Here is a 14,222-nt window from a genome sequence, read left to right as displayed (position 1 = left end):
TTGAAAAAGACAGCCATCATCGGCGGTTACGGCAAGATGGGCGCCTGGTTCGCCCGCCTCCTGAAAAAAGAAGGTCATCAGGTGACCGTCATCGGCCGCGACAAGGACAAGCTGGCCGCTGTCGCCACGGAACTCGGCGTGGCTGCCACCGACCGGCTGAGCAGTATCAGCGACGCCGATATCGTTATCATCTCGGTGCCGGTGGACAATTTCGAGACGGTCTGCCGCGACCTTGCCCCGTTCGTACAGCCTCATCACAAGATATTCGATCTGACCTCGGTCAAGGTGATGCCGGTGGCGGCGATGCACCGCCATTTCAAGGGAGCCCAAATCCTCGGCATCCATCCGGTCTTCGGCCCCGGTGCCGAGAGCCTCAAGGGTCAGAACGTGATCCTGACCCCGACCGATGACGCAGAGGCCGCGTTAGCCGCCAGGGTATCGGAGTGGCTCACCGCTCGCGGCTCCCGCGTCCGCATCACCTCGCCGGAGGAGCATGACCGGCTGATGTCCATCTCCCTGGGGCTGGCGCACTTCATCGCCATCGTCACCGCCGATGCCCTGGTCAGTCTCGACAAATTGACCGAAATGAGCGGCGCCGGCGGCATCACCTATAAGGCCCTCCTGACGCTGGTCGAGAGCGTGTTATCGGAAGACCCGTCGCTCTACGCGTCGCTGCAACTCAACCTGCCCTCTCTGCCGGAAACGGAAGCCCTCTTCAGCGACCGCGCGCGCGACTGGGCGGAGATGGTCAAAGAAGGCCGCCGGGAAGAGTTCGTCAGCCGTATGAGCGCCCTCAAATCCAAACTGGAAGCCGCCAACCCTGATTTCGGCGCCTCCTATCAGAAACTTTACCACCTCGCCAATCGCCGCCAGGAATAACGTTTAAAATGGGGCCCTGTAGACGTGTAGGGTGGGTGTAGTGCAACGAAACCCACGGTCATCCCTGACGTAGTTACGGGACGCACCAGCGTCGCCGGGCATCGGTTCCAAAACTTCCCCGATGCCGCCGAACAACTGAGATAATCTTGACGCTGCGAAAGATGGAGCGTAGACCCCGAACATGAGCAAACTTCCGATAATCGAGGAATGGCCAACCACCCTCACCCCCGCTGACATTTTCCATGCCCTGCGGGACGAGCCCGGTGTTTTCTTTCTCGACAGCGGCATGGCCGGAGGCAGATCAGCCGGTGTTTTCTTTCTCGACAGCGGCATGGCCGGAGGCAGATCAGGCCGGTACTCCTTCGCCGGCAGCCAGCCTTTTCTTACCTTCACCAGCCGCGGGCGGCGCATCACCATCACCCGCAGCGATGCCGTAGAGAACTGCTCCGACGATCCGTTTGACACGCTGGGACGTCTGCTCGATGAATACAAGCTCGACCGGAACGATGCACGAATGCCCTTCACCGGCGGCGCCGTCGGTTACATTTCCTACGACGCCGGACGCCACCTGGAGAAACTGCCCCGGAACGCGACGGATGACCTGAAGCTTTCCGAGTTCCGTTTCGGTTTTTACGATGTCATCTTCGCGTACGATCATCTTGAAAACCGCGGTTATATCGTCAGTACAGGGTTTCCCGCGCTTGATGAAACGGCCAGGATAGATCGCGCCGTCCACCGAATCGGGGAATTCAGGCAGCGGATGTCCGCGACCCGTCCAGTCGATTCTGCGATGGAGGTGCCGTCCGAGGTTGAAGCGCCGCCAGCCGTGAAAAGCAACTTCACCAGGAAATCATATATGGCGGCGGTGGAACGTGCCAGACAATACATCATCGCCGGGGATATCTTCGAGGTCAACCTGTCTCAGCGTTTCGAGGTGGAATTGAAATTCGCGCCGCCTGAACTGTACCAGCGCTTGCGACGCATCAATCCCGCCCCCTTCGCCGCCTTTCTCAATTGCGGGGAGTTTTCGATTATTTCCGCCTCCCCGGAGCGCTTTCTCAAGCTCGATGGCATCGCCGTCGAGACCCGGCCTATCAAGGGCACCCGTAAACGCGGCGGCACGCCGGAAGAAGACCACCGCCTTGCCGCCGAACTCATAGCCAGTGAAAAAGACCGCGCCGAGAACATGATGATCGTTGACCTTGAACGCAACGACCTCGGCCGGGTCTGCCGCTATGGTTCGGTGAAAGTGACCGAACTGGCCGCGCTGGAAACTTTCCCCACCGTTTTTCACCTGACCTCGACGGTCACCGGCGAACTGGCCGAAGGTAAAGACCGGATCGACCTGCTGAAAGCCGCCTTTCCCGGCGGTTCCATCACCGGCGCCCCCAAGGTGCGGTCGATGGAAATCATCGACGAACTGGAACCGGTGCGTCGCGGCATCTACACCGGGGCCATCGGTTGGCTCGGCTTCAACGGCGACCTCGACCTGAACATCGCCATCCGCACCATCGTCGCCAGGGGCAGGAAAACCTGGTTTCAAGTCGGCGGCGCCGTCACCTTCGACTCCGATCCGGAAGCGGAATACCAGGAAACCCTACACAAAGCGCGGGCGCTCTTCCAAGCTTTGGGGGGTGGAAAATTGGGTGTAGGGGCGACTCATGAGTCGCCCGCCCCTCCGTAAGGTCAGCATGAACGATAAACCGGTCATCATCATCGACAACTACGACTCCTTCGTCTACAACCTGGCGCAGTACGTCGGTGAAATGGGCTTTACCCCGCTGGTCTTCCGCAATGACCGGATCACCCTGAAACGCATCGCCGAAATCGCCCCCGGACACCTGATCATCTCCCCGGGTCCGGGGACACCGGACGACGCCGGTATCTCGAACGCCGTTATCCGCCGCTTCGCCGGCAAGATCCCCATCATGGGCGTCTGCCTGGGGCACCAGTGCATCGGCCAGGTCTTCGGCGGGCGCATCACTGCCGCGGCGCAGCCGACCCACGGCAAGAGTTCTCCGGTAAGCCATGACGGCCGGACCATCTTCGCCGGCCTGCACAGCCCCATAGAAGGCGGGCGCTACCACTCGCTGGTCATCGACCCGGACTCCCTGCCGGACTGCATTGAGGTCAGCGCCACCGCCGATGGTGTCATCATGGGGATCCGGCACCGGCGCTTCGTCATCGAGGGGGTGCAGTTCCACCCGGAGTCCATCATGACTGGCGCCGGACACGATATCATCCGCAATTTTCTGTCACTGCGAGAGGCGGTCCAATCTGAGGTCTTGTCTTGCTCGAACTAGCTTATGTCAACGGTATCATTACACCCTTGGTCGAGGCGAAAATCCATGTCGCGGACGCCGGTTTTCGCCTGGGTTACGGCGTGTTCGAGACTATGCGCGGTTACGACGACCGGTTGTTTCGCCTGGACCGGCACTTGGACCGCCTTTACGCCGGTGCGGCCTTCCTCGGTGTGTCGATCGACCGTGGCGAAGCCGAAGCTGCGGCTCTGCGGACGCTGACCGAAAGCCATCTGGCCGATGCCCGGGTTCGTCTTACCGTCACATCCGGTCAGGCGGGTGAATCTACCACGGTGATCACCGTGGAACATTATCGCCCACCGGCGGAAGAGGAATATCGCCTTGGTTTGGCCGCTATCACCTCAACCGTCAGGCGGCATACCGGTTCCCCACTTTGCCGTTACAAAACGCTCAATCAACTGGAGAATTCGCTGGCCCGTACTGAGGCGCAGCGGCAGGGCGTCGCCGAAGCCATCATCCTGAACGAACGGGGCGACGTTACAGAGACCAACCGCGCTAACCTGTTCACCGTTAAGGGTGGAATTTTAAAGACTCCCGGCCTCGACAGCGGCATCCTGCCGGGCATCACCCGAAGCGCGGTACTGGAACTGGCCGCCCGGCTCGGCATTGAGGTGATCGAGGGGCGGTTGTCGCCAGCCGAACTGCTTGAGGCCGATGAGGTTTTCATCTCTTCTAGTCTGATCGAGATCATGCCGCTCACGGTTATCGACGGGATGTCCGTCAGTGACAAAAACATCGGCCCGGTAACCACCCGTCTGCGTAGGGCCTACAGGAGCCTGGTTCGGGTGGAAACGGACGCCGGCGCCACGCCTGTTAGTTTGACTTAAGGGTCGCTTTCAACTGATAATTATTTTTAACGTAGATAATCGACAGGACTGGAGTTGCATGGGTTTTATTAGAGGTCTGGTGCTTGGGGTGGTCGGTATTCTACTTTTCCTGTCGCTCCTGCTCCTCGGTGTTGGGCTAAGTCTCAATTTCACCGTCCTCAACCCCGGCTTTATCAACGGTCAGATCGAACGGCTGGATGTGGCCGATGTCTTCCGGGAGGCAGTCATCGAAAGCGGCACCATTGACGATACACCGCGGGCTATCCGAGTCTTTCTCGATGAAGAACTGCCCGAGTTTTCCGATGAGATGAAAGCGGCGGTATCTGGCGCGGTCGACCGTTTTTACGATTACCTCCACGGCCGCACCGATACTCTTGACCTACAGGTCGCACTGGGTGAAACGGTTTTCGCCCCGGAACTGGTCTATTCGCTGGCCGACCGGATCGACTGGCCCGATCTGGCCGAGGAATTAATACAGGAAAACACAGGCCCAAATATCGATCCGATCTTCGCCTACCTGCTGGATTATATTGATAACGCGACCGTGAAAATGGAGGACTGGTACAAAGATGCCTTGAGAAAGCTATTCCCTCCCATGAAAGAATACCTCCTCGGCACAAGCCAGTCTCTGGATATTTTCATTCCTCTCGACCAGCCTTTGACTACCCTTTATATTACATTACTCGACGTATATAACCGTTACCCACCTCCCGAACTGTCCGGCTTGACCCTGGCTCAGAAACAGGCGGCATTCGATGATTTTTTCTTTTTCCAACTTGTGGCCGGCTGGCCTACCGCTATCGAGATCGATTCCAGCTTCTTCGCCGCGGCGCCGGAAAGCATCAACCAGGGGCTTGACGAACTGAAAGCCGACATCGAAGAACTCAAAAAGAACCTGGGCTATTACTGGTTTGGCTTTTACGGCCTATTCCTGCTCATCGCGCTTCTGATCGGCGCTGCCTACCTGATGCTCCGTGAGCGCCGCAAGCTGCTGCTTTACGCCGGCATCATCTTCTTCATCTTCGGCCTGATCGGTTTCGTCGGAGTCATGGTGACCAACGCCATCGTCGGTACCGGCACTGACTTCGGTGACGTGCCTTCCGCCGTCCAGGTCTGGCTGCCCGGCTTGGTCGAGAGCGCCCTCCGCCCCATCCTCTTCTTCAGCATCTTCGCCGGCGCCGTCGGCATCACCGGCGTCATCCTCTCCCATCTCCACCCCCACTCCCCAAATCCGAAATTCTAATATCTAAATTCTAAACAAATTCCAATACCCAAATACCAAAAGTTCAAAACCCAGCTTCTGTCATCCTACGCAACAGCGGAGGATCCATGACCCCCGTCCCCCTCATTGGACATTTGAATTGGTAGTATTGGTATTATTCACTCCCCCTCTTCCATCCCCCCTTCCCCCTCCGGTTGTGGTAGAATACTAAATCCGGTTTCCAGCGTTATACTCTATAGACACCGGACTAAACAGCAAAATGAGGTTGTAAATAAATGTTCAAATGGTTTGGCAACCTGGTTGATTCCAACGAAAAAGAGGTCAAAAAACTCGATCCCCTGGTCAAAACGGCTAACGACTTCGAACCGGAATTCCTGATACTCTCCGACGAGGAACTCAAGGCCAAAACCGCCGCCTTCCGGGCTAAAGTCACCGCAGATTACGCGGAACTGGCCGATGACATCGAGGGACTCAAGAACCGCCTCGCTGTTACCGTCGGCCCGGAGGAGCGCAACAAGCTCAAGGACAAGATCATCACCCTTCAGAATTCCTGCTTCGAGGAGATCCTGCCGGAAGCCTTCGCCGCGGTGCGGGAATCCGCCCGCCGCACCCTCGGCCTGCGCCACTACAACGTCCAGTTCATGGGCGGCGCCGTGCTGCACGAGGGCAAGATCGCCGAGATGAAGACCGGTGAAGGCAAAACGCTGGTGGCCACCCTGTCCCTCTACCTTAACTCACTCCTGGGCAAGGGCGCCCATCTCGTCACCCAGAACGACTACCTCGCCCGCCGCGACGCCTACTGGATGGGCCCGGTCTATCACGCCCTGGGCGTCACCGTCGCCTCCATCTACCCCATGCAGACGCCGGACGAATACCAGCCCTCGCGCCTGTACGACCCCACTTACGAATCCGGCAAGGACAACGACCCCTGGAAGCATTACCGGCCGGTTTCCCGTAAGGAAGCCTACGCCGCGGACATCACTTACGGCACCTCCGCCGAGTTCGGTTTCGACTACCTCCGCGACAACATGATCCTGGACCTGGACAAGGCCGTCCAGCGCCCCGGCGGTCCCTATTACGCCATCGTGGACGAGGTGGACAACCTCCTGATCGACGAGGCGCGCACCCCCCTCATCATCTCCGCCCCGGACGCTGAGGCTGGCAAGATGTACGCCTCCTTCGCCAAGCTGGTGCCGCGCCTGAAACCCGTCGATGACTACGAGGTCAAGATCAAGGAGCGCCAGGCGGAGCTGACTGAGGACGGCTGGATCAAGGTGGAAGGTCTGCTTAAACGGGAAGGCCTGCTCAAGTCGGACAACCTGTACGACCCTCAGAACTCCTCCCTCTTGCGCCACCTCAGGAACGCCCTCTCGGCCAAGGAGTTCTACCAGCGGGACCGCCAGTACGTCGTGGACCGGGATCCGGACGGGCAGACCGGCATCGTCATCGTCGATGAGTTCACCGGCCGCAAGATGATCGGCCGCCGCTACTCGGAAGGCCTGCACCAGGCCATCGAGGCCAAGGAAGGCGTCAAGATCCGTGAGGAAACCAAGACCTATGCCTCCATCACCATCCAGAACTACTTCCGCATGTACGACAAGCTCTCCGGCATGACCGGCACCGCCCTGACCGAGGCGGAGGAGTTCGCCCGCATCTACAAGCTGGAGGTGGTGGCCATCCCCACCAACCGTCCCAACGTCCGGCAGGACCACACCGATTACATCTACAAGGATGTTTCCTCCAAGTTCAAGGCCGTCATCCGTGAAGTGGATGAGATGCGCACCGCCGGCCGCCCGGTCCTCCTGGGTACCGTGTCCATCGAGAACTCCGATGTCATCTCGGAGATGCTGCGCAAGAAGGGCATCGCCCATGAGGTCTTGAACGCCAAGAAGCATGAGCGGGAAGCCGCCATCGTCGCCGAAGCGGGCAAACCCGGCGCCGTCACCGTCGCCACCAACATGGCCGGCCGAGGCGTGGACATCATCCTGGGCGGCCGGTTGGAAGGTTATGAGCCGCTGGGCGACCTGAAAACCCACCTGACGGCGGAACTGGCCGGTGCGCCGGTGGACCGGGACGCTTTATCCGAATTTGAAAAGGGCGTCGCCCGTGAGGAAGCGGAGATCGTCCGCCTCCAGGGCCGGGTCAACACCCTGCGCCTGGAATACATCCAGCAGATCAAGGAGAACCCGGACGCCTGGTCGGAGACGGCCATCGACGATCCCAACGCCATCCTGGCCGAGATCGCCGCGCTGGAGAAACAGATCAAGGCCCTGGGCGAGCATTACCTCTCGGCCTACGCCGGCTGGGTATCGGACATCGCCAAACAGTTGCCGGAAAGCCCCAAAAAGCTGGAATGCCGCATCGACACCGGCCGCTGCCAGCAGGTCGTAGATAAAGAGCGCAAGCGCTTCACCGCCTGGCTCCAGAATTACGTCACCGTGGTCAAGGCTGGCGGCCTGCACGTCATCGGCACGGAGCGCCACGAGGCCCGCCGCATCGACAACCAGCTCCGCGGCCGCGCCGGCCGCCAGGGCGATCCCGGTTCGTCGCGCTTCTTCGTCTCACTGGAAGACGACATCATGCGCCGTTTCGGCGGTGAGATGGTGCGCGGTCTCATGGACCGCTTCGGCTTCGACGAGAACACCCCCATCGAGAACTCGCTCATCTCCAAGTCGATAGAGAACGCCCAGAAGCGCGTCGAGGGCTACAACTTCGACATCCGCAAGAACCTGGTCGAGTACGACGACGTGGTCAACAAGCACCGGGAGATCATCTACGGCGAGCGCAAGAAGATCCTCTCCGGTGCCGACCTCAAATCCAACATCCTCGACATGATCCGCGGCACCATCGACGGCATCGTGGCAGACCGCCTCGCCGGCCTTGACTACCAGGACTGGGACATCGCCGGCCTGATCGGCGACCTCGGCGCCTTCATGCCCCAGCCGGAGGACTTTACCGCCGATGAAATCTCCCGCCTGTCCTCAGAAGAGGTGGCCGAGCGCCTGAAATGCGCCGCCGAAAACCTTTACGACAAGAAGGAACAGGAGATCACCGCCCCGGTGATGCGCCAGATAGAGCGCCACCTGATGCTCCGGGTCATGGACACCCTGTGGATAGAGCACCTGACCTTCGTCGAGCACCTGCGCCTGGAAGCCGGCTGGCAGACACTGCGGCAGGTCAAAGCCGTGGACGCCTACAAGAACGAGGGCTTCCGCGCCTTCGAGGACCTCCTCGATGGTATCAAGCACGACGTCGTCCACGCCATCTTCAAGGTCCAGGTGGTCAAGCAGACCCCCGGCGCCGCCCCGCAGCGGGTGCAGGCCCGCCAGGCGCCCCTTGCCGTAGCCGCCGCTGCCGCCGCGCCCAAGGCTGCCGCTACCTCGCCGATGCAGGCGGTGGCCGCCCCCGCCAACGTCACCCACGCCGCCAAGGACGCCGAAGGCCACAAGGTCGGCCGCAACGACCTCTGCCCCTGCGGCTCCGGCAAAAAATACAAAAAATGCTGCGGAACGTAACCCGTAGGGGCGAGGCATGCCTCGCCCGCGTAAACGTGATGCCGACAAATATGCTGATATCACAACATGATGACAAACCCGCAGAGGCGACCAGCCGGTCACCATCACCGGTAGCGGCACGGCATGCCGTGCCCGTGATCTCTGTCTCGAGGCATCAAAATGACTGAAAAACCCCCCACCACCGAACTAACCGAATCGTCCGCCCGCGCCATCCACCACCTGCGCGCCGCCATCGAGATGGGTCAGCACTGGTACCTGGCCCTCCTGGAAACCATCGGTATGTGGCAGGCGGACGAGGAATGCGTGGACGGCCGGGCCTACCGCTACCTCATCGATGGCGAAGCCTTCGATTTCCTGCTCCTGGCCGAACGCCTGACCGCCACCGTCCCCGACCTGATTCCGGAACCGGAACGCGTCGCCCTGCTGTTCGACTCCCGCCCGCCTGTCGACGTCTCCACCGACGAGATGCGCCACTTCATGGGCGAAACCCGCTACCAGCAGCACCTCAACTATTTCTATGGCATCACCGTGGAAGAGGCGCTCATCCTGGCGGTGCAGGACGAGGTCCGCAAAGAGGAACGCTCCCTGGTCATCAAGGAGTACGACACCATCGACGAGAGCTTCAAACGCATCTACGACCTGCCGCGCACCGATCTACTGAAACTCTTCCGCCGAGACCGCACCGAACGCGCGTCCCGCTCCCTGAAACTCGGAGAAATGCGGGAGTTCACCTACTGGCTCTTTAAATACCGCTTGAAACACACCGACAAAGCCCGCGTCGCCTCGGACACCAAGAAAGCCCTGACCCGCCTCAAAAAATTCCCCGGCAAAAGCGGCAGCCCTGGCCTGGAACGCCTGCTGGGAGCGTAACCAACAACGTTCGCCCTGAGCTTGTCGAAGGGTTCCTTCATCCACGTTCGCCTTGCCTGTCCCAAGTTGCGCTCGGGAGTTAGCAAAGGGTCTTCACTCTAAAAACACGTTCACCCTGAGCCTGTCGAAGGGTCATCCTTTTCCAATACACGTTCGCCCTGAGCTTGTCGAAGGGTCATCCTCCTCGCCAACGTTCGCCCTGAGCGAAGTCGAAGGGTTCATCCTGAGTTTACCGAAGGATTCACTCAGAGCCAACCAAAACACGTTCGCTCTGAGCCTGTCGAAGGGCTTATCAAGCAGCAATTCAATCTAAATTAAAAACACATTAATCCGACCCCGCCTCCACATTGTGACCACAGTCTAAGACTATGATTATAAACAGAGGGTCAAAGACCCCAAATATAAAAGGAGAATGAAAATGAAAAAGAAAATGAAGATGCTAATGGTTACCTTAGGTCTAGCTGCTATCATGGCTGGATCCTTCGCAACCGTGGCCATGGCCGCCGGGCCAGCCGGTTACGGTAGTGGAAATCAGGATTGTATTCAACAGGCAGATCGCCTCCAGACTTGTGATACCCTCACAGCTGATCAACTACAAGATCGTGTTCAGCTTAGAGACCGCTTGCAGGATTGTGATTCTGTAGTAGATGCAATCCAGGACAGAATTCAGCAAAGGGATCAGTTGAGAGACCCCACGCTCAAATAAGCCTTTCAAGTCGTATTAAGAAGGGGTATGAATCAGGTTCATACCCCTTCTTGTTGTCCTGCCTGTCCTGCTTGTCCCGCTTGTCCCGAGTCAGCACTCGGGGAGTTAGCACCAGGGGAACTTGTCAAAGGGTCATCCTCTCAGAACCACCCTTCCCTCCCCCCGCCACACGTACGCCCTGCTTGTCACGATGAAATCAACGTTCGCCCTGAGCCTGTCGAAGGGTCATCCTCTTCCCCCACGCTCGCCATGAGCCCGTCGAAGGGTCATCCTCTTCCCCCACGCTCGCCCTGAGCCCGTCGAAGGGTCATCCTCTTCCCGCCACATCATCCACCACCAGCCCCAAATAAACTATCCAAACAACTCTTGCATCGCCACCATGCCGGTATTATTATTTGTTTATTGAACCCCGTCCCCAGGACACACCCTCGACGGAAGATCGGAGGAAACCATTATGTCAAGTGGATGCGCAGATTGCGCCATGCGGAAAAAGGCGGAAGCCAATCCTAAATCATTCATGTCACGCCTATGGAAATGGCACACCACCTGGTGCCCCGGCTGGAAAGCCTATCAAAAGTCGCTCAAGGAGCACTCGTAGGGGTAGATCTCAGATGGGTCCTGGGCAACTGGAAAAGCGGCGCCCCGAATTGCGATAATACCTGTGATACCCCCCTTGGAGAAATCTGAAATGGATATTCGAGACTACAACCGGACCGCCTGGACCCGGGAGTCGGCTAAACAAAATATCTGGACCGTACCCGTCACCCCGGAAGCTATCCAGGCAGCGCGCGAAGGCGATTGGAGCATCGTCCTGACTCCGACCCTGCCGGTCCCCCGCGACTGGTTTCCGCCCCTTCAAGGGCTGAAAATCCTTTGTCTCGCCTCGGGTGGCGGACAGCAAGGCCCCATTCTGGCCGCTGCGGGCGCCGATGTAACCGTTTTCGACAATTGTCCCAGCCAGCTCGACGCCGACCGTATGGTCGCGGAGCGCGACGGCTTGAAGATCCAAACGGTCGAGGGTGACATGAAAGACCTGGGTTGCTTCTCCAATGGCGAATTCGACTTGATCGTCCATCCGGTTTCCAATGTCTTCGTCCCGGACGTGCTGCCGGTCTGGCGTGAGGCTTTCCGCGTCCTGCGCAAAGGCGGTTCGCTTCTGGCGGGATTTATGAACCCTGCCGTTTACCTGTTCGACTGGGAACTGGCAGAAAGCACCGGCGAACTGCGTGTCGCCTATTCTCTGCCGTACGCCGACACCACTCACCTGCCTGAATCGATACTGAACAAACGGATTGAGTGCTCGGAGCCCATGGAATTCAGTCATACCCTGGATGAGCAAATCGGCGGGCCATTAGCTGCCGGATTCTTCATCGCCGGCTTCTTCGAGGACCGTGAGCCGGCGGATGATATTAATCCTCTGCCCCGTTACATGGCCACCTGCATGGCCATCCGGGCGGTAAAACCCTGACTCCTGGTTGACCGTCCCTAAAAAATACCATCATCGTGATTGTCCCAAGAACTAACCCATTGACCAGCCCATATAACAGGATTATGATACTTGTGAATAACATCGAATAAACGAAGGGAGGTAAATCATGGCTGATTCAAATCAGGCTGACAAGCTGGAGTCTCCTGCATTAAAAGCAAAATCCCCGGTCCAACGTAATTCGATGGCCACTTGGGTGACATTGGCGGTTTGGCTCACTGTTTCCCTGATTCTCCAGGCTTTATTAATCGATTCTAATGAAAGGATGGATGCCGGAGCTATCTTCGTCGCTGGAGCGGCTCCGATTTTACTGATTTCTGCCATCCACCTCATGACTCTCTCTGGATATTCACGGGGTGTGGTCGTATTCCGCGGTGTAATGGTGATTGTCTGTGCTGCCTTGGCGCTGGGTGAACTAACCAATCTGGATAAGGATAAAACGTGGCAGGTCGCATTGCCTGTGATCGCTTTGATCATCGCGTTCTATTTCTTCCTTTGGCGACAGAGTACGACCAAACCATAGTATCGAGTGCATCTGATTACTTCTCAAAGAGGAAAGGGTTAACCCGCCCCGCTGGTTAACTTGCATGATCACGAGGCCACACCGCTTGTCCTGGTTCCAGTGAGTCACTACGAAGTGAGCCTGCGAAGGGAAGCAATCTTCGTTCGTTCCTACCACCTCTCCCTCGTTTTGTAGGGGCCGATCTGAGATCGGCCCTAGGCGCCGCATCCGCGTCGCCGGGGCGTTCCCCCTTGCCGCCCGCCGCATTTTCTCGAACCCCCGCCCAGGCAATCCCGGCACCCTCGTTCGGTCACCGCGTAGTCTTGACAGGATAAACGAACTATAATACAGTTGTTTAGATTCACCTGGGTTTCAGTCCGTCACAAAGGGAGAACCCCAGACACTATGCCCTTCTGCATTCATTGCGGGAAACATTTACGCTCCGAAACGCTGTACTGCGGGAATTGCGGCAAGGCAACCCAGCTTTGTATAGACACCTATTTGAGCCCGATTGTTGGAAAGCCGCCTGAGCCTTTAAACCCACCCCCCGCCGAACCCTCACCTCCCAAGCAGAAAAATTCCGGTTCCCAATCCTGGGTAGGCGTGATTGTCGGCATCGCCATCTTAGTTTGGGCTTACTGGCCGTCTCCCGGTCCAACTGTTACAGTTGACCCCCTGATCACAGCACCCGTCCCTCCCCCCGTCTCGGTTACAGTGCCCCCGGTCACCTCCGTCCCGTCATCGATAAGCATCAATTCGCCTGCCCCAACACAGGCATCCACCGGATTCGTGTCCCGCTCTTACAAGTGGAATTTCAAAGGTGCGGAATGGACGTGGGAATTCAGTGTGCCCCAGGCGCTGTATGACTACTACAAAAGCCTGCCGAGACCGCCGACAGAGAACTATTCCGTCTATGTCACTCACCCCTATGACGATCCGTATATCGAAGCATTGGTCGCAAAGATCAAGGAAGCCGCCAAAACAAAGGGCTATTCCGAATATGAAACTATAGAATTCGCGACAGCGTTCGTCCAATCGTTGCCCTACACCTCGGACAACGTTACCACCAAATTCGATGAATACCCCCGTTACCCCATCGAAACGCTGATCGACAACGGCGGTGATTGTGAGGATACCTCGATACTGATGGCTTCGTTTATCGACGTGATGAATTTTGGAGTCGTCCTGCTCGGTTTCGACGCGCCCGCCGGTTCCGATTCCGGGCACATGGCGGTGGGCATCAAGGGTGGAGAGAGTGTTTACGGCTCTTATTGGGAATACACGGGCAGCAAGTACTTTTACCTGGAAACCACCGGTGATAACTGGGGTATTGGCGATATTCCTGTCGAATACGAAAACCGCTCGGCGCATATCTATCCCATGGCGCCAGTTCCCATCCTGACTCATGAGTGGACCGGTTCGGGACGGGGCCAGTATGCAGATTTAACGATCTCCGTCTCTAACTTCGGGTCGGCGGAAGCAAAGGGCGTTTATGTCTTCACCGGGTTTGACGCTGGTAACGATATGGTGCGGAATTCCGAAAGATCACCGGTATTTGACCTCGGTATCGGGGAAACAGCCACCATTACCATCACCATCAGAGTGCCCGCCGGTGAGCACACCCGCATCCTCGTTCAGATCGTTTACGGGGGATACGCCGTGGACGAGAGCTTTTCGGATTGGGTTGATACTTAAAAACGGGGTTCGTTCTCTCATCCCCCTCGTTTTGTAGGGGCCGATCTCAGATCGGCCCTAGGCGGCGCATCCGCGTCGTCGGGCAGTTCCCCCCCATATAAACCGTCATCGTGAGCCTACGGCGAAACGATCTCAATACCGCCAAAAGGGCATGACGCATGGCTGAGAATACCCCAACCCTCGTCATTGCGAGCCTACG

At 58.1% G+C, this 14,222-nt stretch carries 12 protein-coding genes; all 12 read left to right on the top strand.

Annotation, left to right across the window (positions count from 1 at the left end; all coding sequences use genetic code 11):
• The 12 genes from ABFB09_RS00450 to ABFB09_RS00395 all read left to right on the top strand — a co-directional run bounded on the left by ABFB09_RS00450 (window position 1) and on the right by ABFB09_RS00395 (window position 14,023).
• Window positions 1-879 (top strand): prephenate dehydrogenase, encoded by an 879-nt coding sequence (locus ABFB09_RS00450; protein WP_346999075.1) that lies wholly within the window; start codon window positions 1-3, stop codon window positions 877-879.
• Window positions 880-1,060: 181 nt separating this feature from the next.
• Entirely contained in the window at window positions 1,061-2,563 is a 1,503-nt protein-coding gene (gene pabB, locus ABFB09_RS00445; RefSeq protein ID WP_346999074.1) for an aminodeoxychorismate synthase component I, read from the top strand.
• Window positions 2,541-3,182, top strand: a complete 642-nt coding sequence (locus ABFB09_RS00440) for an aminodeoxychorismate/anthranilate synthase component II (RefSeq protein WP_346999073.1) — start codon at window positions 2,541-2,543, stop codon at window positions 3,180-3,182. Before pabB ends, ABFB09_RS00440 begins: the two co-directional genes overlap by 23 nt.
• Window positions 3,170-4,027 carry an aminotransferase class IV gene (locus tag ABFB09_RS00435; protein WP_346999072.1) on the top strand — a complete coding sequence of 286 codons (858 nt, stop codon included), beginning with the start codon at window positions 3,170-3,172 and terminating at the stop codon, window positions 4,025-4,027. Before ABFB09_RS00440 ends, ABFB09_RS00435 begins: the two co-directional genes overlap by 13 nt.
• A 58-nt stretch (window positions 4,028-4,085) precedes the next feature.
• On the top strand, window positions 4,086-5,270 hold the full coding sequence (locus ABFB09_RS00430; protein WP_346999071.1) for a hypothetical protein: 1,185 nt from the start codon (window positions 4,086-4,088) through the stop codon (window positions 5,268-5,270).
• Between the two features lie 254 nt (window positions 5,271-5,524).
• Window positions 5,525-8,764 (top strand): preprotein translocase subunit SecA, encoded by a 3,240-nt coding sequence (gene secA, locus ABFB09_RS00425; protein WP_346999070.1) that lies wholly within the window; start codon window positions 5,525-5,527, stop codon window positions 8,762-8,764.
• Between the two features lie 159 nt (window positions 8,765-8,923).
• Window positions 8,924-9,634 (top strand): hypothetical protein, encoded by a 711-nt coding sequence (locus ABFB09_RS00420; protein ID WP_346999069.1) that lies wholly within the window; start codon window positions 8,924-8,926, stop codon window positions 9,632-9,634.
• A 418-nt stretch (window positions 9,635-10,052) separates the two neighbouring features.
• Window positions 10,053-10,340 carry a hypothetical protein gene (locus ABFB09_RS00415; protein WP_346999068.1) on the top strand — a complete coding sequence of 96 codons (288 nt, stop codon included), beginning with the start codon at window positions 10,053-10,055 and terminating at the stop codon, window positions 10,338-10,340.
• 454 nt (window positions 10,341-10,794) lie between these two features.
• Window positions 10,795-10,938 (top strand): hypothetical protein, encoded by a 144-nt coding sequence (locus tag ABFB09_RS00410; RefSeq protein WP_346999066.1) that lies wholly within the window; start codon window positions 10,795-10,797, stop codon window positions 10,936-10,938.
• Window positions 10,939-11,028: 90 nt separating this feature from the next.
• On the top strand, window positions 11,029-11,808 hold the full coding sequence (locus tag ABFB09_RS00405; protein ID WP_346999064.1) for a class I SAM-dependent methyltransferase: 780 nt from the start codon (window positions 11,029-11,031) through the stop codon (window positions 11,806-11,808).
• A gap of 127 nt (window positions 11,809-11,935) precedes the next feature.
• A complete protein-coding gene (locus ABFB09_RS00400) occupies window positions 11,936-12,349 on the top strand; it encodes a hypothetical protein (protein ID WP_346999062.1) in 414 nt (137 codons plus the stop codon).
• 582 nt (window positions 12,350-12,931) lie between these two features.
• Window positions 12,932-14,023: a hypothetical protein gene (locus ABFB09_RS00395; RefSeq protein ID WP_346999060.1), complete on the top strand. Its 1,092-nt coding sequence runs from the start codon at window positions 12,932-12,934 to the stop codon at window positions 14,021-14,023.
• Window positions 14,024-14,222: the final 199 nt, after the last annotated feature.

The sequence above is a fragment of the Dehalogenimonas sp. THU2 genome (genome assembly GCF_039749495.1).
Lineage (GTDB): Bacteria > Chloroflexota > Dehalococcoidia > Dehalococcoidales > Dehalococcoidaceae > Dehalogenimonas.
The sequence above is the reverse complement of the archived record's forward strand: the minus strand, read 5'-3'. Positions and strand labels throughout refer to the sequence as shown.

Excerpts from the sequence above, each read along its gene's own strand:
- pabB (WP_346999074.1), top strand. The coding sequence starts at position 1,061 with ATGAGCAAACTTCCGATAATCGAGGAATGGCCAACCACCCTCACCCCC.
- ABFB09_RS00440 (WP_346999073.1), top strand. The coding sequence starts at position 2,541 with ATGAGTCGCCCGCCCCTCCGTAAGGTCAGCATGAACGATAAACCGGTC.
- ABFB09_RS00430 (WP_346999071.1), top strand. The coding sequence starts at position 4,086 with ATGGGTTTTATTAGAGGTCTGGTGCTTGGGGTGGTCGGTATTCTACTT.
- secA (WP_346999070.1), top strand. The coding sequence starts at position 5,525 with ATGTTCAAATGGTTTGGCAACCTGGTTGATTCCAACGAAAAAGAGGTC.
- ABFB09_RS00420 (WP_346999069.1), top strand. The coding sequence starts at position 8,924 with ATGACTGAAAAACCCCCCACCACCGAACTAACCGAATCGTCCGCCCGC.
- ABFB09_RS00415 (WP_346999068.1), top strand. The coding sequence starts at position 10,053 with ATGAAAAAGAAAATGAAGATGCTAATGGTTACCTTAGGTCTAGCTGCT.
- ABFB09_RS00410 (WP_346999066.1), top strand. The coding sequence starts at position 10,795 with ATGTCAAGTGGATGCGCAGATTGCGCCATGCGGAAAAAGGCGGAAGCC.
- ABFB09_RS00405 (WP_346999064.1), top strand. The coding sequence starts at position 11,029 with ATGGATATTCGAGACTACAACCGGACCGCCTGGACCCGGGAGTCGGCT.
- ABFB09_RS00400 (WP_346999062.1), top strand. The coding sequence starts at position 11,936 with ATGGCTGATTCAAATCAGGCTGACAAGCTGGAGTCTCCTGCATTAAAA.